Consider the following 20,233-nt stretch of genomic DNA (forward strand, 5'->3'; position numbering starts at 1 on the left):
GAATTAACTGAACAGAGAGTAGAAAATAGCGGAGATAGCGATCAGGCCCATAATCACAACGAAGACGTTGCTGATATGGCCACTGTACTTACGCATTGCCGGTACTTTCTGAATTGCATACATCGGCATCAGGAACAGAATCATCGCGATGATTGGGCCACCCAGGGTCTCAATCATACCGAGGATGCTCGGGTTCAGCGTTGCCACAATCCAGGTGGTGACCAGCATGAACAGCGCAGTGATTTTGTTCAGTTTGTTGATTTCGATGGATTTGCCTTTGCCACGCAGAGACTTAATTACCATACCGTTGAAACCTTCACGCGCGCCCAGGTAGTGGCCGAGGAAGGATTTGGTGATAGCGATAATCGCGATGATCGGTGCCATCCAGGCAATGATCGGCGCGTTAAAGTGGTTCGCCAGGTAAGACAGGATGGAGATGTTCTGCTCTTTTGCCGCCGCCAGATCCGCCGGGGACAGGCTAAACACGCAGCTGAAGACGAAGAACATAACGGTCAGCACCATCATGATGTGAGCAAATGCCAGAATCTTAGAGCATTTCTTCTCAGCTTCATCACCGTACTCTTCACGCTTCGCCACGGCGAAGGAGGAGATGATTGGTGAGTGGTTGAAGGAAAACACCATTACCGGGATTGCCAGCCACAGGGTCAATAACAGGCCATTGCCGGTGGTTGCGGCAGAGTCAAAGGACAGGGTTTCCAGAATCGCACCGCTCCACTGAGGGATGAGGTACAGCGCCAGCAGCATCAGAGCCGCAACGAACGGGAATACCAGGATGCTCATCGCCTTCACAATCATCTGCTCACCGAAGCGCACGATGGTCATCATGCCGACAATCAGGATCAGAGACAGAATTGCACGCGGTGGTGGCGTAATCGCCAACTGGTGGGTCAGGAAGCTCTCAACGGTATTGGTGATAGCTACGCTGTAAACCAACAGAATCGGGTAGATAGCGAAGAAGTAGAGCAGTGTAATCAGTTTACCTGCGCCAACGCCAAAGTGTTCTTCTACAACTTCGGTAATGTCTTCACCCGGATTTTTACCGGACAACACGAAGCGAGTCAGACCACGGTGTGCAAAGAAGGTCATTGGGAAGGCAAGAATAGCCATGATGATCAGCGGGATCAGACCGCCAACGCCTGCGTTAATTGGCAGGAACAATACGCCCGCGCCAATCGCCGTGCCGTAAAGGCCCAACATCCACATGGTGTCAGTCTTGCGCCATGCGCTGCGGGTCTGGCCCGTGACGATAGTGCTGGTTTGCGTGTTTTCCATCTATTTCTCCTGGAGGAAGCTTAAAAAGTCAGGTTTGGGTTCAATCCAATGAAAAAAGACCTGACTGTAAAACGAATTCCGATTAGCGATTTTTTATATAATTTTTCGCCGTAATAATTTTCGGGCGGAAAGATACATTTTAGTTATGAATGTATCAGTGATCGCGATCCCAAATGCAATAATCCACTTTTTATGTGGATAAATTTGGACCATTAATCTATTAAAAAATAACCAAAGCGGATTTACGGGCGCGAAGGCTAGCATTAACGACATATGGCGTGAAAGACAAAGCGAGAAGATACGAGTGTTGCGCTGCAAAAACTGTCGTTTTCAGTGGATTCTGGCGACAAATGATAATATGTGGAGATAAATCACGGTCGGGTTCGAAAGGTAAACGTTTGCGTATTGGGGCGGTTTTTGGTGAAACATCATTGATGTTTATGTTATTGAATGAGCTATGTGACTGGTATCACTAAAAAAGCCGGCTGGCAGCAGGGCCAAATCCGGCTTGTATATGGACAAATCTGTCACCGTGGTAGCAGCAGCCACCGGGCGTAAAACATCAGGCGCAGATTTCGTAGCAAGGGATGTAGGCAGAACCCGGCAACTTCATGCGGTGCTGTGCGACAAAGCCTTGCAGTAGGTCGTCCATGCGGCGCATCATTTCGCGATCACCGTGGATCTTGTACGGGCCAAACTCTTCAATGGCGCGAATACCGACTTCTTTGACGTTACCCGCGACAATGCCGGAGAACGCGCGACGCAGGTCTGCCGCCAGCACTTCAACCGGTTGGTCGGGATACAGCTTCAGGTTAGCCATGTTTTCATGGGACGGCTCAAATGGCATCTGCAAATCAGGTGCAATACGAATCGACCAGTTAAAACTGTATGCGTCACCGGTGTCGCGGCGGTTCTCTTTCACCAGCGGCATCGCTTTTTTCATCAGGCGGGCAACTTCTGAAGCATCGTCAATGATAATGCGGTAGTGGCGACGCGCCTCTTCTCCCAGCGTGTGTACGATAAACTCATCCAGCACGCGGAAGTAGTCCGCACTCTCTTTGGGCCCGGTCAGAATCAGTGGCAGAACCTGATCTTTGTTCGCCGGATTCATCAGGATCCCCAACAGATACAGTAGCTCTTCTGCCGTCCCCACGCCGCCCGGGAAAATAATAATGCCGTGGGCGATACGCACAAACGCTTCCAGACGTTTTTCAATGTCCGGCATGATGATCAGTTCGTTGACCAGCGGGTTAGGCGGTTCTGCGGCAATGATTGACGGTTCAGTCATGCCAATAAAGCGGCTGTCGCGGTAACGCTGCTGGGCGTGACCCACTGCTGCACCTTTCATTGGCGCTTCCATCGCACCCGGACCGCAGCCGGTACAAATGTTCAGTTCACGCAGACCCAACTGGGTACCGACGCGACGCGCATACAGGTATTCATTTTCGTTAATGGAGTGGCCGCCCCAGCAGACCACCATATTCGGCGCTTCACCGACGTGCAGTGCCCGGGCGTTGCGCAGGATGGAGAAAACGAGGTTGGTAATGTGAACCGAACTTTCGAGATCCAGATGTTGAAAACGACCAGCGTTATGGATCTGGCCGTTGACGAAAAGAATGTCGCGCAGTACGGCAAACAGGTTGGCCTGCAGCGCACGAATAATGCGTCCATCAACAAACGCGTCTTCAGGCGGGTTAATCAGTTCCAGCTTTACGCCACGCTCGCGGCGCAGCACGTTAATGTCGAAACTTTCAAAACGAGACAGCAGCTCTTTGCTGTTGTCGGTCAAACTGCCGGAGTTCAGGACGGCAAGCGAACAGTTACGAAACAGTTGATACAGGTCGCTGCTGGCCGTGCGTTTAAGCATATCGACTTCCAGCTGCGACAACATGTCCATTGAGCCAAGTGGGCTAATATGTGTAATCAAGTAAACTCCTTATGGGACGCAACACGTCATTCCCTGTTGATTACAATAGCCCTGGCTTATGACCTTTCACAACCTTGCGCGCGGAATCCGGCACGCAAAATTGAGAAAAAAAGTTACTGACGTACCAGTCTGCCGATGGCAGGGACAAAATCGGTGTTAGTTCGCCACGGATTAATATCCAGACCGCCGCGTCGCGTGTAGCGCGCGTAGACACTCAGTTTTTCCGGCTGGCAGAAGCGCAGAATGTCATTGAAAATGCGCTCCACGCACTGTTCGTGAAATTCATTATGGTGGCGAAAGGAGACCAGATAACGCAGCAGCTTTTCCCTGTCGATTTTGCGTCCACGATACTGAATTTGTATGGAACCCCAGTCGGGCTGGTGCGTGATCAAGCAGTTGGATTTCAGCAGATGGCTGACCAGCGTCTCTTCCACCGCTTTCTCGCCACTTACCGCATTTTCCAGATAATCCGTGCTGAACTGGTAGTTGTCGATAATGATATCCTGGTCGTCGATGCAGGTACCATTGAAATGGGCAATCGGCTGTCCTTCCAGTTCGTCGATACGATATAGCGCAACGCGGACATCACCCCTGGCGCAGTCGCGCAAATCGTTTTCCAGCGTTTGGCGAACGGCATCCCATGAATCAAAGCGGGTCTGGTTAAAACTGTTCAGATAGAGCTTAAAGCTTTTCGATTCAATCAGATTCACGCTGGTGTAATCTAATTCCACGTGCCCGACGGCAACCTGCGGCAAGCCGTTGGCATTCAGCCATGACAGTTCATACAGCGTCCAGATATCGGCACCGTGAAAAGGCAGATTATCGACCTTTAAATCCAGCGGGTCGCGGTTAAGGCTGCGCGGAACGCCCTGCAACAAACTGGCGTCGTAATTATCCCGGTAATCCGTTGATTTACCGAGCGTCAGGCCGTCAAGCGCCTGATGGTTTTCATAAGAGGACATGTTTCACCGTTATAAACCAGATACACTATGCGTCAAGTGTATCCTGGCTTTTGTGAAGAGAGAAATCAGTGGACGAATTGACTGCGCAGGCGCTAACGGCCTTTACGACGCGTTATTGCGATGCATGGCATGAAAAAAACAACAGTTGGCCGCTCAGTGAAGAATTGTATGGCGTTCCTTCCCCATGCATTATTTCCACTACCAGCGATGCCGTGTACTGGCAGCCTCAGCCGTTTGTAGGCGAAACGAATGTAAACGCGGTTGAACGCGCCTTTGATATTGTGATACAACCCGCCGTTCACGCTTTTTATACCACCCAGTTTGCCGGGGATATGCACGCGCAGTTTGCGGATGAAAAGCTCACTCTGCTGCAAACCTGGAGCGAAGATGACTTCAGGCGCGTCCAGGAAAACCTGATAGGTCATCTGGTCACGCAAAAGCGGCTCAAGCTCTCGCCGACGCTTTTTATTGCGACGCAGGAAAATGAACTGGATGTCATTTCGGTGTGCAATCTGTCCGGAGAAGTGTGCAAAGAAACGCTGGGAACCCGTAAACGAACGGTGCTGGCGGCCTCTCTTGCGGAATTCCTGACTCAACTTAAGCCAGTTCTGTAATCTATTTTGCCCTGAATCGTGTGAGAGATCTCTTACAAACCCTGTAGGAGATCGCCAGGTAATAAGTAAAGACTTAATGAATTGATAAAATAATAATTATAGATAATTCAATTGATTAACGTTTTATTGCTGACTTTCATACGAAAATATACTTAAGGGTATGCCTGTAAGCATCTTGTAAGACAAAGCAAAACAGGCGATTCTATCTCCGTCGACAAGGAGTCGCACAACGAAGTGAACATCAGGATGATGACACTTCAGCAGGACACACCAGGACGGTGTAGCAAGGACAGGCTTCAGGATGAAGCAAAGAGGAAAACGCCGGATGCGTTAAGGGACACCTCCAGGAAGGAGAATGAGAGCCGGTCAGGATGGTCGGTGGGTCAGGATGGCCATGGATACTTCAGGATGAAGTTTTCACATCGGGGTGATGTGAGCAGGATGCAAAAGTTCAGGATGAACGGGTCGCAAGACCACAGGAAAAGTTGTCATGGATGAGCAGGGAGCACTAAAAGTAGCTGGAATGCTGCGAAACGAACCGGGAGCACTGTTTTTACAGTGCTCCCTTTTTTTATTTCCTTCCCACAAATGCTATTCTTCGCGCCAGATTTTTCATCAATGAGGTTAATTTCATGGCTACTCATGACCGTGTGCGCCAGCAGCTCCATGCGCTTGAAGCGCTGCTGCGTGAACATAATCACTGGCGGATGGATGAGCCAGAGGCGCATCTGTTTACCAGCACGCAGCCTTTTTGTATGGATACTATGGAGCCGGTTGAATGGCTGCAATGGGTGTTGATTCCCCGCATGCATGCCTTGCTGGATAACGCTCAGCCGCTTCCGGACGCGTTCGCCATTGCGCCGTATTATGAAATGGCGCTGACTGCCGATCATCCACAGCGTGAAGCGATCCTGGTTGCATTGCAGGCGCTGGATGCGCTATTCACCAGTGATAAATCCTGATGCTGGAGATTCTCTATCAGGACGAATGGCTGGTGGCGGTTAATAAACCCTCTGGTTGGCTGGTTCACCGCAGTTGGCTCGACCGCGATGAGAAAGTGGTGGTGATGCAAACGGTGCGTGACCAGATTGGTCAGCATGTTTATACCGTGCATCGCCTCGACCGGCCGACATCCGGTGTGCTGCTGATGGGGCTGTCCAGCGAAGCTGGGCGTCTGCTGTCGCAGCAGTTTGAACAGCATAAAATCCACAAGCGCTATCATGCGATTGTGCGCGGCTGGCTGATGGATGACGCGGTTCTGGATTACCCGCTGGTGGAAGAGTTGGATAAAATTGCCGATAAATTTGCCCGCGAGGATAAAGATCCGCAGCCTGCGGTAACCCATTATCGCGGACTGGCAACGGTAGAGATGCCGGTAGCCACCGGGCGTTATCCGACCACCCGTTACGGGCTTGTGGAGCTTGATCCTAAAACCGGTCGAAAACATCAGCTTAGACGCCATCTGTCCCATTTGCGCCATCCTATTATCGGTGACAGCAAGCACGGCGATTTGCGGCAAAACCGCAGTGCTGCGGAACATTTCGGCTGCCAGCGTTTAATGCTGCATGCCAGCCAGCTTACGCTTACTCATCCGTTCACCGGCGAGCCATTAGTGATTCGCGCCGGGCTGGATGATGTCTGGATGCAGGCACTGTCACAATTTGGCTGGCGTGGACTTCTCCCTGAGAATGAAAGGGTTGAGTTCGTCGAGCGGTCAGGTCAGGATGAGCAGATAGATTCTTAAGTCCTTGGAGATAAAGGTTATGGCGGAAATTGGTATTTTTGTCGGCACGATGTATGGAAACGCGCTGCTGGTAGCCGAAGAGGCTGAAGCTATCCTTACCGCACAGGGCCATAAGGCCACGGTATTTGAAGATCCAGAACTGACAGACTGGCAGGCGTATCAGGATAAATATGTCCTGGTGGTGACCTCGACGACCGGACAGGGCGATCTCCCGGACAGCATTGTACCGCTGTTTCAGGGGATCAAAGATAATCTTGGTTTCCAGCCAAATCTACGTTACGGCGTTATTGCGCTGGGCGACAGCAGCTACGTTAACTTTTGCAATGGCGGAAAACAGTTCGACGCGTTGTTACAGGAACAAAGCGCGCAACGGGTGGGGGAGATGTTGCTGATTGATGCCAGCGAGCATCCTGAACCGGAAAGCGAATCTAATCCCTGGGTAGAAAACTGGGGAACTCTTCTGTCTTAAGGCTCACCCTCCCCCTACCGGGAGGGCGTCCTGCCTGTGCCAGCAAGCAAAAGAACGACCTGACGATATCCTAATAAAACGGAATCGTGTTAGCTTCGGGCAAATGTCTGTAAAAACCTTTATTTTAAAAGGGTTTTACAGGCGTTTCCATAGGGTCAAGCGACCTGTTTCACACTCCTTTCTTTTCAATCCTGACATTCCCCTTTTCAACCCACTGGTTTTCATTTCCGTGAGGTTGCTTCCAATCGCCTGGGCTTTTGCCATAAACATACGTTATATGCCGTCAAAATGTTGTGTTGTTGCACGGTGAGCGTGCGCGGGACGCTTTTTATACTTTATTGGCCAGCAATAAGAAAATACAGCATGCAAGGCGAACGACCTCAAAAAAGCTGCCTATACACGAAACGTTACCTCTGACCCCCTACCGGTTTTGCAATTCAGAGTGAGCGAATAAAAACGCGAAAATTCAGGAGTGCAACAATGAGTTCATTAAGTCAGGCAGCGAGCAGTGCGGAAAAGCGCACTAACGCTCGCTACTGGATAGTGGTGATGCTGTTTATCGTCACATCCTTCAACTATGGCGACCGCGCCACCTTGTCCATTGCCGGTTCGGAGATGGCCAAAGATATTGGCCTTGATGCTGTCGGTATGGGGTACGTCTTCTCCGCATTCTCATGGGCCTATGTTATCGGTCAGATCCCAGGTGGCTGGTTGCTCGACCGCTTTGGTTCAAAACGTGTCTACTTCTGGTCGATCTTTATCTGGTCCATGTTTACCTTGCTGCAGGGCTTCGTCGATATTTTTAGCGGCTTCGGCATTATCATCGCGCTGTTTACGCTGCGCTTTCTTGTCGGCTTGGCTGAAGCGCCTTCTTTCCCCGGAAACAGTCGTATTGTGGCGGCGTGGTTCCCGGCTCAGGAGAGGGGCACGGCGGTGTCGATTTTTAACTCCGCTCAGTACTTTGCCACTGTTATCTTCGCGCCAATCATGGGTTGGCTGACTCACGAAGTGGGTTGGTCACACGTGTTCTTCTTTATGGGCGGCCTCGGGATCATTATCAGTTTTGTCTGGCTGAAGGTGATTCATGAACCTAACCAGCATCCTGGTGTGAACCAAAAAGAGCTGGATTACATCGCCGCAGGCGGTGCGTTGATCAACATGGATCAGGCGGCAACCAAAGCCAAAGTACCGTTTAGCGTTAAGTGGGGGCAAATTAAGCAGTTGATTGGCTCACGCATGATGGTGGGGATTTACATCGGTCAGTACTGTATTAACGCCCTGACTTACTTCTTTATTACCTGGTTCCCGGTTTATCTGGTGCAGGCGCGCGGCATGTCGATTTTGAAAGCCGGGTTTGTTGCGTCGGTTCCGGCTATCTGCGGCTTCGTGGGCGGCGTGCTCGGCGGGATTATTTCTGACTGGTTGATGCGTCGTACCGGCTCGCTGAATATTGCGCGTAAAACACCCATCGTCATGGGTATGCTGTTGTCGATGGTGATGGTGTTCTGTAACTACGTCAACGTTGAGTGGATGATCATCGGTTTTATGGCGTTGGCCTTCTTCGGTAAAGGCATCGGGGCGCTGGGCTGGGCGGTGATGGCAGATACCGCGCCGAAAGAGATCAGCGGCCTCAGCGGCGGTCTGTTCAATATGTTCGGCAACATCTCCGGTATCGTGACGCCGATTGCTATCGGCTACATCGTTGGCACCACCGGCTCGTTCAACGGCGCGCTGATTTACGTTGGGGTGCATGCGTTGATTGCGGTGCTGAGCTATCTGGTGCTGGTGGGCGATATTAAACGTATCGAATTGAAACCTGTCGCAGGACAATGATGATGACAACACAATCAAGTCCCGTTATTACCGACATGAAGGTCATTCCGGTGGCCGGGCATGACAGTATGCTACTCAACATCGGTGGTGCGCATAACGCGTATTTTACCCGCAATATCGTGGTGCTTACCGACAACGCCGGGAATACCGGCGTCGGTGAAGCACCGGGCGGCGAAGTGATTTATCAGACGCTGGTTGACGCTATTCCGATGGTGTTGGGTCAGGAAGTCGCCCGTCTGAATAAAGTGGTGCAGCAGGTGCATAAAGGCAATCAGGCCGCTGACTTTGACACCTTCGGTAAAGGCGCCTGGACCTTTGAACTGCGGGTTAACGCGGTGGCCGCGTTGGAAGCGGCGCTGTTGGACCTGTTGGGCAAGGCGCTCAACGTGCCGGTCTGCGAACTGCTAGGCCCAGGCAAACAGCGTGATGCAGTAACTGTGCTGGGCTATCTGTTCTATGTAGGCGATCGCACGAAAACCGATCTGCCGTATCTGGAGACGACGCCGGGCAACCATGATTGGTATCACCTGCGGCATCAGCAAGCGATGAACAGCGAGGCTGTAGTGCGCCTGGCGGAAGCCTCGCAGGATCGCTATGGTTTTAAAGATTTCAAACTCAAGGGCGGCGTGCTGCCGGGCGAGCAGGAAATTGAAACCGTCCGAGCACTGAAAAAACGCTTCCCGGACGCGCGTATTACGGTCGATCCTAACGGTGCCTGGCTGCTGGATGAAGCTATCTCCTTGTGTAAAGGGCTGAACGATGTTCTGACCTACGCCGAAGATCCGTGCGGTGCCGAACAGGGCTTTTCCGGGCGCGAAGTGATGGCAGAGTTTCGCCGCGCAACCGGACTGCCGGTGGCAACCAACATGATAGCCACCAACTGGCGCGAAATGGGCCATGCGGTGATGCTGAATTCAGTCGATATTCCGCTGGCCGATCCGCACTTCTGGACGCTTTCCGGTGCGGTGCGCGTGGCACAGTTGTGCGACGACTGGGGCCTGACCTGGGGCTGCCACTCGAACAATCACTTTGATATTTCGCTGGCGATGTTTACCCATGTGGGGGCCGCTGCCCCCGGTAAGCCGACTGCGATTGACACACACTGGATCTGGCAGGAGGGTGATTGCCGCCTGACCAAAAATCCGCTGGAGATTAAGAACGGGAAAATTGCCGTTCCAGACGCGCCTGGTCTGGGCGTGGATCTGGACTGGGAGCAGGTGCTGAAGGCCCATGAAGCCTACAAGAAACTGCCCGGCGGCGCGCGTAATGACGCAGGCCCGATGCAGTACCTGATACCCGGATGGACTTTTGACCGTAAACGCCCTGTTTTCGGCCGTCACTGATTTTGAATAAGGACACTATGATGAGCGCACAATTTACTACTCCAGTTGTTACCGCTATGCAGGTTATTCCGGTTGCGGGCCACGACAGCATGCTGATGAACCTGAGTGGCGCACATGCCCCGTTCTTCACGCGCAATATTGTGATTATCAAAGATAATTCCGGTCATACCGGTGTGGGCGAAATTCCCGGCGGCGAAAAAATCCGTAAAACCCTGGAAGATGCCGTTTCGCTGGTGGTAGGTAAGACGTTGGGTGAATATAAAAACGTGCTGAACGCAGTACGTAACCAGTTTGCCGATCGTGATGCAGGTGGACGCGGTTTGCAGACCTTCGATCTGCGTACCACTATTCATGTGGTCACCGGTATTGAAGCAGCAATGCTCGACTTGCTGGGTCAGCATTTGGGTGTGAACGTGGCTTCTCTGTTAGGCGATGGTCAGCAGCGTAGCGAAGTCGAAATGCTCGGTTATTTGTTCTTCGTCGGTAACCGTAAAGCGACGCCGCTGCCGTATCAGAGCCAGCCGGATGAGAAGTGCGACTGGTATCGCATGCGTCATGAAGAGGCAATGACCCCAGATGCGGTAGTGCGCTTGGCGGAAGCGGCGTATGAGAAGTATGGCTTTAACGACTTTAAACTGAAAGGCGGCGTGCTGGCAGGTGTTGAAGAGGCAGAATCGATTGTCGCACTGGCGAAGCGCTTCCCACAGGCGCGCGTGACGCTGGATCCTAACGGCGCATGGTCACTGGATGAAGCGATTAGCATCGGCAAATATTTGAAAGGTTCTCTGGCTTACGCCGAAGATCCGTGCGGTGCCGAGCAGGGCTTCTCCGGGCGTGAAGTGATGGCCGAATTCCGTCGTGCGACCGGCCTGCCGACGGCGACTAACATGATCGCCACCGACTGGCGTCAGATGGGGCACACGTTGTCGCTACAATCTGTCGACATCCCGCTGGCGGACCCGCACTTCTGGACCATGCAAGGTTCCGTACGCGTGGCACAGATGTGCCATGAGTTTGGCCTGACCTGGGGCTCGCACTCCAACAACCACTTTGATATTTCGCTGGCGATGTTCACTCACGTCGCGGCGGCGGCACCGGGTAAAATTACCGCCATCGATACCCACTGGATCTGGCAGGAAGGCAACCAGCGTCTGACCAAAGAGCCGTTTGAAATTAAAGGCGGCATGGTGCAGGTACCGGCGAAACCGGGTCTGGGCGTAGAGCTCGATATGGATCAGGTGATGAAAGCGCACGAGCTGTATCAGAAACACGGGTTGGGCGCGCGTGATGACGCCATGGGGATGCAGTACCTGATCCCGAACTGGACGTTTGATAATAAGCGCCCGTGCATGGTACGCTAAGCGAGCTGGGACCGCTCCCATGGTATGGGGCGGTTTTTCCCCTGGTGTATGCTTAACACAATCAACATGCGTAAGGATGCTTTATGAAAATAGTGATCGCACCGGATTCCTATAAGGAAAGTTTGAGTGCGCTTGAGGTGGCAACTGCCATAGAACAGGGATTCCGTGAAATATGGCCTGATGCGGACTACGTAAAGATCCCGGTTGCTGATGGCGGTGAAGGAACTGTTGAAGCGATGGTTGCCGCAACGGCGGGCCACTTTGTGCATGTTGATGTTACCGGTCCTCTGGGGACCAATGTTCAGGCATTTTATGGTTTATCGGGCGATGAGCGCTCTGCGTTTATCGAGATGGCGGCAGCTAGCGGGCTGGAACTGGTGCCTCCGTGTTCACGCGATCCGCTGAAAACCACCTCCTGGGGAACCGGAGAGTTGATCCGCCATGCGTTGGATGCGGGCGTTGAGCATATCATCATCGGGATTGGCGGTAGCGCCACCAACGATGGTGGCGCCGGCATGGTGCAGGCGCTGGGGGCAAGATTACTGGATGCGCAGGGTAACGATATTGCGCACGGCGGGATAGGTCTGGAAGCGCTTTCCAGAATTGATATCTCACAGTTAGACACGCGTCTTGCCGCTTGTCTTATCGAAGTGGCTTGCGATGTGACCAACCCGCTAACGGGTAAAGAGGGGGCGTCTGCGGTTTTCGGCCCGCAAAAAGGGGCAACGCCGGAGATGATTCCTCGCCTTGATCGGGCGCTCACGCACTATGCGCAATTGATAGCCCGCGATCTGGATGTTCACGTACTGGAACTGGCTGGCGGCGGTGCCGCCGGAGGCATGGGGGCGGCGCTGTATGCGTTTTGCGGCGCGCAGCTGCGCAGCGGCATTGAGATCGTGACCGATGCGTTACATCTTGATACCTGGGTCGCGGATGCAGATTTAGTGGTGACCGGTGAAGGGCGTATCGACAGCCAGACCATTCATGGCAAAGTCCCCGTTGGCGTGGCGAACGTCGCGAAGCGTTACAACAAGCCGGTTATTGGTATTGCTGGCAGCCTGACTCCGGACGTGGGTATTGTGCACAAATATGGTATTGATGCTGTTTTTAGCGTGATTTATACCATCTGTACGCTGGATGATGCGCTGAATAATGCGAAAGAAAACGTCCGCATGACGGCACGAAACGTGGCTGCAACCCTCAAAGCAGGACAGCAATTACGTTGAATGATGGTGGCGATAGGCCGGATAAGACGCGTGAGCGTCGTCATCCGGCAATCAGACAGTTACCCCAACAGCTTCTTCGCTTCACGTGCTACGTTGTCCATCTCATCAAGCAGCTCTAAAAACTCAGGTTCCAGATCTTCTTCCTGAGTGCCGCTGCGTAGCTGTTGTTCGATGAGCTGGCACAGATTTTTCATACGTGGAACTCCGCTGTAGCCGCAGCTGCCGTGCAGTTTGTGAATCAAATCTACCAGGCCTTCAGGGTTTTCACCGACCAGCTGTTCTTCGATTTTATTGCGTACCTCAGGGAGAAAATCGATCAGCATCTGCAGCATATCGCGCGCCAGATTGTTTTTCCCGGCGGCTTGCCTTAACGCCAACTGCCAGTCGAGCGTTGTATTCGGGTTGACGACCGGCTCAAGGGGCTCGGCGACGATCGCCCGGATGGCAGTGCCAGAGCCGGGTTTATAACGCAGTAGCAGATTATGAAGCTTCTCCTCTTCAATGGGTTTTGCCAGATAGTCGTTCATTCCGGCGCTGAGGAGCTTCTCTTTTTGCCCGGCCATCGCGTGCGCGGTCACTGCAATAACCGGCGTCTGCTGCTGATGGGGCAACTGATGGATGAGCTCGCAAGCGCGAATACCGTCCATATCCGGCATCTGAATATCCATTAAAATTAAATCAAACTGCATCTGTTTAGCGCGATCCACCGCCTGATGCCCGCTGTCGCAAAGCTCAACGTGCCGTACCATATCGTCCAGCAATGCGCCGATCAGTTTGAGATTCGCTGGGTTGTCATCCACCGCCATGACGGTCATTGCAATTTTACTCTCATCCATCAGTAGCGGTTCGGTGCTTTGATTCAGATGGCAATACTCCGTTAAGGCAGGCAGCAAACGGGTTGAGGTCAGCGGTTTTAACAGGCATGCCGCCGCACCGCCTTGTTTTAATTTCTCGGCGTTAATCTGTGCATGGCAAGGCAGCGCCAGCAACAGGAAGTCGGTCATCGCTCGGGCGCTTGCCAGCCGTTCATGCTGCATAGTGAGCTGTTCGCGGAACGTGACCGGTACGCCAAGCAGCAGAATATCGTAGTGTTCCGCCGGCAACGCGGAGAAGGAAGGGCTATAAATCACCTCCAGCGGCGTTTCACTCAATATATCCAGCGTACACTGCGCTGCAGTAGCGTTGGGTTCAACGTAGGCCAGGCGTTTACCGGCCAGACAACGGGTGGGTGAGCGCTCACTGAGTACGTTAGGATTGAGATCGAGGCTGATATGGAACCAGAAGGTTGAGCCGCGATTTGGCTGGCTGTGGAACGAGATATCCCCGCCCATCTCGTTAACCAGTTTTTGCGTAATCACAAGGCCCAGCCCGGTGCCGCCGTGGCGTCGTGAAATACTGGCATCCGCTTGACGGAAGGCCTGGAACAGACGCGATTGATCGCGTTCCGGAATGCCAATGCCGGTATCGCGGATTTGCACTTCGATCTGCACTTTGGTGTTACTGAGGGCGCGTTTCTCTACCAGAATGTCGATATTGCCGCTTTCGGTAAATTTGATGGCATTGCCGACCAGATTGGTTATGACCTGCTGCAAACGCAGCGGATCGCCAATCACATTGTCCGGCACGTCGTTTTTAATATTAAGCGTGAGCTCCAGCCCTTTATCATGGGATGAATGTGCCAGCAGCGTCACGACATCGTCCAGCGTGCTACGTAGCGGGAACGGGATGCTTTCCAGAATCAACTTGCCTGCTTCCAGCTTGGAAAAGTCGAGCACATCATTGATGATGGCCAGCAGGTTGTTGGCGGAACGTTCAATCGTATTCAGGTGATCGCGTTGGGTGGTGTTCAGCTCGGTTTTTAGCGTCAGGCGAGTAAAGCCAATGACGCCATTGAGCGGTGTTCGCAGCTCATGCGACATGTTTGCCAGGAACTCGGATTTGATACGCGCAGCTTCCTGGGCACGTTTCTTCGCCAGATCCAGCTCGACGTTCTGGATCTCCATCTGTTCCAGTGTTTCGCGCAGGTCAGACGTGGCCTGATCGATATTGTGCTGCATCTCTTCATGGTAGGCCGCCAATGACATCGCCATTGAGTTGATGCCATTCTTCAGCATGTCCAGCTCACCCAGCATGAAGCCTTCTACCCGGCTATCGAGCTGCCCTCGTCGTATCCGGTCAACGGTATTCACCATATTGCGGATAGGGCCGGTCACGTCGCGCATTAGACGCCAGCCAAAAATTAATGCAATACCGATGCAAAACAGCATCATCACGCTGGAGATAAAAATCTCTTTGTACTGCTGTAGCCGCACCGATTTAAGGTCTAACTCAAGCGCCACGTACCCCAGCATATTTTTCGTGTTTTTTGCGTCGCTGACGGCAGACTCATCCGGAGAATAACTTTCCGATATAATAGGGGTGCGCAGGATCATGACATCCCCCTGGCGGGTGACGTTCAGCTTACGGGGGAACGGCGAACCAGCAGGCAACTGCATTTCTGACGGATCGAGATGGAAATTGGAGGTTACAAACAACCGGTTATTTTCGTCGTAGACCGAAATGGCCCGCACAATATCGGAATGGCGACGGTGCAGCACGCTGATAAGCTGACCGATGGACTCCCTATTTTGCAGGTTCATGCCATATTCGCTGGAGACCGCGAGTGGCTCAATGATGCTGGCGCCAGCATCTTCCAGTTGACGCTGCAAGTCGTTATAGCGATGCACAACAAAAAAGATACTGAGCAGCAAACCAATCAGGACGGTCGGTGCCAGGATCAGAATCATCATGCGAGCGCGCAGGCTGTAGTTGGTCATGGAGTTCCGTTATGGGACAATTAGGGTCACACTGTTAAATAGAGAAATATCTCGTCGATGGCGCAATTCTACTCTGCAAAACGACGCGTGACGACGCGTCAGATCATAACCGTTACCGTCAATGACCTCGATCCTTTTGGTCAGGGCGTTGCTCGGCATAACGGGAAGGCCCTGTTTATACCGGAATTGCTGCCCCAGGAAAGCGCAGAGGTGACGATCACCGAAGATAAAAAACAGTATGCCCGCGCGCAAGTCAAACGTCGTTTAAACGACAGCCCGGAACGTGAAGTGCCACGTTGCCCACATTTTGGCAGGTGTGGCGGCTGCCAGCAGCAGCATGCCAGTATTCCTTTGCAGCAGCGTAGCAAAAGCGCAGCGCTGTCACGCTTAATGAAATGCGAAGTGTCAGAGGTTATCGCCGATACGCCGTGGGGTTATCGCCGTCGCGCGCGTTTAAGCCTGAATTACCGGGCGAAAGAAAAGCAACTGCAGATGGGATTTCGTCAATCCGGTTCCAGCGACATCATCGACGTGAAGCAATGCCCTATTTTGGTGCCCCAGCTTGAGGCGCTGTTGCCTCACATCAGGGCATGTCTGGAAAGTCTGCAAGGACTTCGCCATCTTGGGCACATCGAGCTGGTGCAGGCCGGTAACGGCACATTGATGATTTTGCGCCATACGGCGCCATTAAGTATGGTCGATAGAGAAAAACTGGAACGCTTTTCGCATTCTCAGGGACTGTCTTTGTTTCTGGCTCCGCAAAGCGAGATACTTGAACCTGTTTCAGGAGAATCGCCCTGGTATGACTCAAATGGGCTACGTTTAACCTTCAGCCCACGTGATTTTATCCAGGTTAATGCCGGGGTAAACCAACAAATGGTCGCCCGTGCGCTGGAATGGCTGGATGTTCAGCCTGAAGATCGCGTACTCGATCTGTTCTGCGGCATGGGGAATTTCACGCTGCCGTTGGCAACTCGTGCGGCAAGCGTGGTGGGCGTTGAAGGTGTGCCCGCGTTGGTCGAAAAAGGCCGGGAAAACGCGCTGAATAACGGATTACACAATGTGACATTCTTTCATGAGAATCTTGAGGAGGATGTTACCAGGCAGCCGTGGGCAAAGAACGGATTTGACAAAGTATTGCTCGATCCCGCGCGTGCGGGTGCTGCAGGCGTGATGCAACATATTATAAAATTAAAACCTGGTCGCGTTGTTTATGTATCCTGTAATCCTGCTACGCTGGCTCGTGACAGCGAAGCGTTACTCAAAGCGGGATACACCATTCAGCGATTGGCGATGCTCGATATGTTCCCGCACACCGGACACCTGGAGTCAATGGTCCTGTTTGAGCATATGTAATGAATCTTATACCCACTGGATTTCGGGTTGTACTACAGCTTGAAAGACAATGGGTACGGCTTGTCGACTTCGACAGGCCAGGCCCCTTAAGGAGAGGACGATGGTTGCGGTAAGAAGTGCACATATTAATAAAGCTGGCGAGTTTGATCCCAAAAAATGGATCGCGAGTCTGGGGATCACCAGCCAGCAGTCGTGTGAACGCTTAGCCGAAACCTGGGCGTATTGCCTGCAGCAGACACAGGGGCATCCGGATGCGGAACTGCTGCTGTGGCGCGGTGTGGAAATGGTGGAAATTCTCTCCATGCTGAGTATGGATATCGACACGCTGCGGGCAGCCATGCTTTTCCCTCTGGCAGATGCCAATGTGGTCAGCGAAGAGATCTTGAGCGAGAACGTGGGGACGTCAATCGTCACTCTTATCCACGGCGTGCGCGATATGGCGGCGATACGCCAGCTTAAGGCCACGCACACCGACTCGGTCTCCTCAGAGCAGGTTGATAACGTCCGTCGCATGTTGCTGGCGATGGTCGACGACTTCCGTTGTGTGGTCATTAAACTGGCGGAGCGTATCGCGCACCTGCGCGAAGTTAAGGACGCACCGGAAGATGAACGCGTGCTGGCGGCAAAAGAGTGCACCAATATCTACGCGCCGCTGGCTAACCGTTTAGGCATCGGGCAGTTAAAATGGGAGCTGGAAGATTACTGCTTCCGCTACCTGCACCCGGAAGAATACAAGCGAATCGCCAAGCTGTTGCATGAGCGTCGTATCGATCGCGAACATTACATTGATGAGTTTGTCGGCCACCTGCGTTCAGAGATGAAAATCGAGGGCGTTAAAGCCGAAGTGTACGGTCGCCCGAAACACATCTACAGCATCTGGCGCAAAATGCAGAAAAAGCAGCTGGCCTTTGATGAGTTGTTTGATGTGCGCGCCGTGCGTATCGTGGCCGAGCGGCTGCAGGATTGTTATGCCGCGTTAGGGATAGTACATACTCACTATCGCCATCTGCCGGACGAGTTTGATGATTACGTAGCGAATCCAAAACCCAATGGTTATCAGTCAATCCACACGGTTGTGCTGGGGCCGGGCGGTAAAACCATTGAAATCCAGATCCGCACCAAACAGATGCACGAAGATGCCGAACTGGGCGTCGCGGCGCACTGGAAGTACAAAGAAGGTACCGCGTCCGGTGCTGCGCGTTCCGGTCATGAGGACCGCATAGCCTGGCTGCGTAAGCTGATCGCCTGGCAGGAAGAGATGGCAGACTCCGGTGAAATGCTCGATGAAGTACGTAGCCAGGTTTTTGACGATAGAGTTTACGTCTTTACGCCAAAAGGCGATGTCGTGGATTTACCGGCGGGTTCGACGCCGCTCGATTTTGCTTACCATATTCATAGCGATGTGGGGCATCGTTGTATTGGCGCCAAAATTGGTGGGCGTATCGTGCCGTTTACCTACCAGTTACAGATGGGTGATCAAATTGAAATCATCACCCAGAAGCAGCCAAACCCTAGTCGGGACTGGTTGAACCCTAACCTGGGGTATGTGACGACCAGCCGTGGGCGCTCGAAGATTCACGCCTGGTTCCGCAAGCAGGATCGCGACAAAAATATCCTCGCGGGCAGACAGATCCTTGATGATGAACTGGCGCATTTAGGCATTAGTCTGAAAGAAGCAGAAAAACATCTGCTGCCACGTTACAACTTCAATGAGCTGGAAGAGTTGCTGGCGGCGATTGGTGGGGGAGATATCCGCCTCAACCAGATGGTGAACTTCCTGCAATCACAGTTTAATAAGCCGAGCGCTGCCGAGCAGGATGCTGCCGCGCTGAAGCAACTGCAACAGAAAACGCATGCGCCGCAAAACCGCCGTAAAGATGACGGTCGCGTGGTGGTTGAAGGGGTAGGTAACCTGATGCACCATATCGCTCGCTGCTGCCAGCCGATCCCAGGCGATGAGATCGTTGGGTTTATTACCCAGGGGCGCGGTATTTCCGTGCACCGAGCGGATTGCGAACAGCTGGTAGAACTGCGTTCACATGCGCCGGAGCGTATTGTCGATGCGGTTTGGGGCGAGAGTTATTCGGCTGGGTATTCGCTGGTTGTCCGCGTCCAGGCGAACGATCGCAGCGGTTTATTGCGTGATATCACCACTATTCTTGCCAACGAGAAAGTGAACGTGCTGGGTGTTGCCAGCCGTAGCGATACCAAACAGCAACTTGCCACCATCGATATGACTATCGAAATCTATAACTTACAGGTGCTTGGGCGCGTACTCGGAAAACTGAACCAGGTGCCGGATGTGATAGACGCGCGGCGGTTGCACGGGAATTAATCATTTTGTAGTCCGGGTAAGGTGAAGCTGCCACCCGGCAAGATTTTAGCCCGATGGCATCCCGCTCATCGGGCCTGTTTTTTCAGGACAATTCAATGAATCAAATCGACCGACTGCTCGGTATTATGCAGCGCCTGCGCGACCCGGAAAACGGTTGTCCGTGGGACAAAGAGCAGACATTCGCCACTATTGCCCCCCACACCCTCGAAGAAACCTATGAAGTGCTGGACGCGATTGCACGTGAAGACTTCGACGACCTGCGCGGAGAGTTGGGTGATCTACTGTTTCAGGTGGTGTTTTACGCGCAGATGGCGCAGGAAGAGGGGCGCTTTAATTTTAATGATATCTGCGCTGCTATCAGCGATAAACTCGAGCGCCGTCATCCGCATGTTTTTGCCGATGCTTCCGCCAGCAACAGCACCGAGGTGTTAACCCGCTGGGAGCAAATTAAAATCGAAGAACGTGCGCAGAAAGCACAGCATTCAGCACTGGACGATATTCCTCGCAGTTTACCGGCACTCATGCGCGCCCAAAAAATCCAGAAACGCTGCTCAAATGTCGGATTTGACTGGAAGACGCTAGGACCGGTGGTCGATAAGGTTTACGAAGAGATCGACGAAGTGATGTTCGAAGCGAAGCAGGCCGTTGTCGATCAGGCTAAACTGGAGGAGGAAATGGGCGATCTGCTGTTTGCCACGGTCAATATGGCCCGTCATTTAGGCACAAAAGCAGAGACCGCATTACAAAAAGCGAACGAGAAATTTGAGCGACGTTTTCGTGAAGTTGAACGAATTGTGGCTGCACGCAGTCTGGAAATGACTGGTGTTGATCTGGAAACCATGGAAGAAGTCTGGCAACAGGTAAAACGCCAGGAAATTGATCTCTAAGGGATTTCGTCGGTCAAGGGCGATTTGTGTGATTTTTTAAATAACAAGCGCTTGATTTACGTCAAAA

Annotated in this window: 15 protein-coding genes; 11 read left to right on the forward strand and 4 right to left on the reverse strand. The window is 52.7% G+C overall.

The features are described from left to right. Nucleotides 1-3: 3 nt before the first annotated feature. The 3 genes from E4Z61_RS21505 to queF form a co-directional block, all read right to left on the reverse strand. Entirely contained in the window at nucleotides 4-1,293 is a 1,290-nt protein-coding gene (locus E4Z61_RS21505) for an HAAAP family serine/threonine permease (protein ID WP_135324484.1), read from the reverse strand. Nucleotides 1,294-1,855: 562 nt separating this feature from the next. Next, a complete protein-coding gene (gene ppnN / locus E4Z61_RS21510; protein ID WP_135324485.1) occupies nucleotides 1,856-3,220 on the reverse strand; it encodes a nucleotide 5'-monophosphate nucleosidase PpnN in 1,365 nt (454 codons plus the stop codon). 113 nt (nucleotides 3,221-3,333) lie between these two features. Continuing rightward, a complete protein-coding gene (queF, locus tag E4Z61_RS21515) occupies nucleotides 3,334-4,182 on the reverse strand; it encodes an NADPH-dependent 7-cyano-7-deazaguanine reductase QueF (RefSeq protein ID WP_135324486.1) in 849 nt (282 codons plus the stop codon). Between the two features lie 68 nt (nucleotides 4,183-4,250). Between queF and syd the strand changes: the two genes are divergently transcribed. The 8 genes from syd (at nucleotide 4,251) to E4Z61_RS21565 (ending at nucleotide 12,772) form a co-directional block, all read left to right on the forward strand. Beyond that, the gene (gene syd / locus E4Z61_RS21520) at nucleotides 4,251-4,796 is read left to right on the forward strand and encodes a SecY-interacting protein (RefSeq protein ID WP_135324487.1); all 546 of its coding nucleotides are present in this window, start codon (nucleotides 4,251-4,253) and stop codon (nucleotides 4,794-4,796) included. Nucleotides 4,797-5,428: 632 nt separating this feature from the next. Further along, nucleotides 5,429-5,758, forward strand: coding sequence for a YqcC family protein (locus tag E4Z61_RS21530; protein ID WP_135324488.1), 330 nt, complete (start codon nucleotides 5,429-5,431; stop codon nucleotides 5,756-5,758). Then, nucleotides 5,758-6,540 (forward strand): tRNA pseudouridine(65) synthase TruC, encoded by a 783-nt coding sequence (truC, locus tag E4Z61_RS21535; RefSeq protein WP_135324489.1) that lies wholly within the window; start codon nucleotides 5,758-5,760, stop codon nucleotides 6,538-6,540. The genes E4Z61_RS21530 and truC overlap by 1 nt, the downstream gene beginning before the upstream one ends. Nucleotides 6,541-6,559: 19 nt before the next feature. Continuing rightward, on the forward strand, nucleotides 6,560-7,009 hold the full coding sequence (locus E4Z61_RS21540) for a flavodoxin (RefSeq protein ID WP_135324490.1): 450 nt from the start codon (nucleotides 6,560-6,562) through the stop codon (nucleotides 7,007-7,009). Between the two features lie 480 nt (nucleotides 7,010-7,489). Then, the gene (gene gudP / locus E4Z61_RS21550; protein ID WP_135324491.1) at nucleotides 7,490-8,842 is read left to right on the forward strand and encodes a galactarate/glucarate/glycerate transporter GudP; all 1,353 of its coding nucleotides are present in this window, start codon (nucleotides 7,490-7,492) and stop codon (nucleotides 8,840-8,842) included. A 2-nt stretch (nucleotides 8,843-8,844) separates the two neighbouring features. Next, entirely contained in the window at nucleotides 8,845-10,185 is a 1,341-nt protein-coding gene (locus tag E4Z61_RS21555) for an enolase C-terminal domain-like protein (RefSeq protein WP_135324492.1), read from the forward strand. 20 nt (nucleotides 10,186-10,205) lie between these two features. Next, nucleotides 10,206-11,546, forward strand: a complete 1,341-nt coding sequence (gene gudD, locus E4Z61_RS21560) for a glucarate dehydratase (protein ID WP_135324493.1) — start codon at nucleotides 10,206-10,208, stop codon at nucleotides 11,544-11,546. An 83-nt stretch (nucleotides 11,547-11,629) separates the two neighbouring features. Next, nucleotides 11,630-12,772, forward strand: a complete 1,143-nt coding sequence (locus tag E4Z61_RS21565; RefSeq protein WP_135324494.1) for a glycerate kinase — start codon at nucleotides 11,630-11,632, stop codon at nucleotides 12,770-12,772. Nucleotides 12,773-12,831: 59 nt separating this feature from the next. Here the strand turns inward: E4Z61_RS21565 and barA are convergent, their stop codons facing one another. Then, on the reverse strand, nucleotides 12,832-15,588 hold the full coding sequence (barA, locus tag E4Z61_RS21570) for a two-component sensor histidine kinase BarA (RefSeq protein WP_135324495.1): 2,757 nt from the start codon (nucleotides 15,586-15,588) through the stop codon (nucleotides 12,832-12,834). Between the two features lie 57 nt (nucleotides 15,589-15,645). Here barA and rlmD point away from each other — a divergent pair, with 57 nt between their 5' ends. From rlmD to mazG, 3 genes are all read left to right on the forward strand, one after another. Beyond that, nucleotides 15,646-16,944 carry a 23S rRNA (uracil(1939)-C(5))-methyltransferase RlmD gene (rlmD, locus tag E4Z61_RS21575; protein ID WP_135324496.1) on the forward strand — a complete coding sequence of 433 codons (1,299 nt, stop codon included), beginning with the start codon at nucleotides 15,646-15,648 and terminating at the stop codon, nucleotides 16,942-16,944. Between the two features lie 100 nt (nucleotides 16,945-17,044). Beyond that, a complete protein-coding gene (gene relA / locus E4Z61_RS21580) occupies nucleotides 17,045-19,279 on the forward strand; it encodes a GTP diphosphokinase (RefSeq protein WP_135324497.1) in 2,235 nt (744 codons plus the stop codon). Nucleotides 19,280-19,374: 95 nt separating this feature from the next. Further along, nucleotides 19,375-20,166, forward strand: coding sequence for a nucleoside triphosphate pyrophosphohydrolase (mazG, locus tag E4Z61_RS21585; protein ID WP_135324498.1), 792 nt, complete (start codon nucleotides 19,375-19,377; stop codon nucleotides 20,164-20,166). Nucleotides 20,167-20,233 lie beyond the last annotated feature (67 nt).

Origin of the sequence: Citrobacter tructae, from assembly GCF_004684345.1 — a bacterium.
Taxonomy (GTDB): domain Bacteria; phylum Pseudomonadota; class Gammaproteobacteria; order Enterobacterales; family Enterobacteriaceae; genus Citrobacter; species Citrobacter tructae.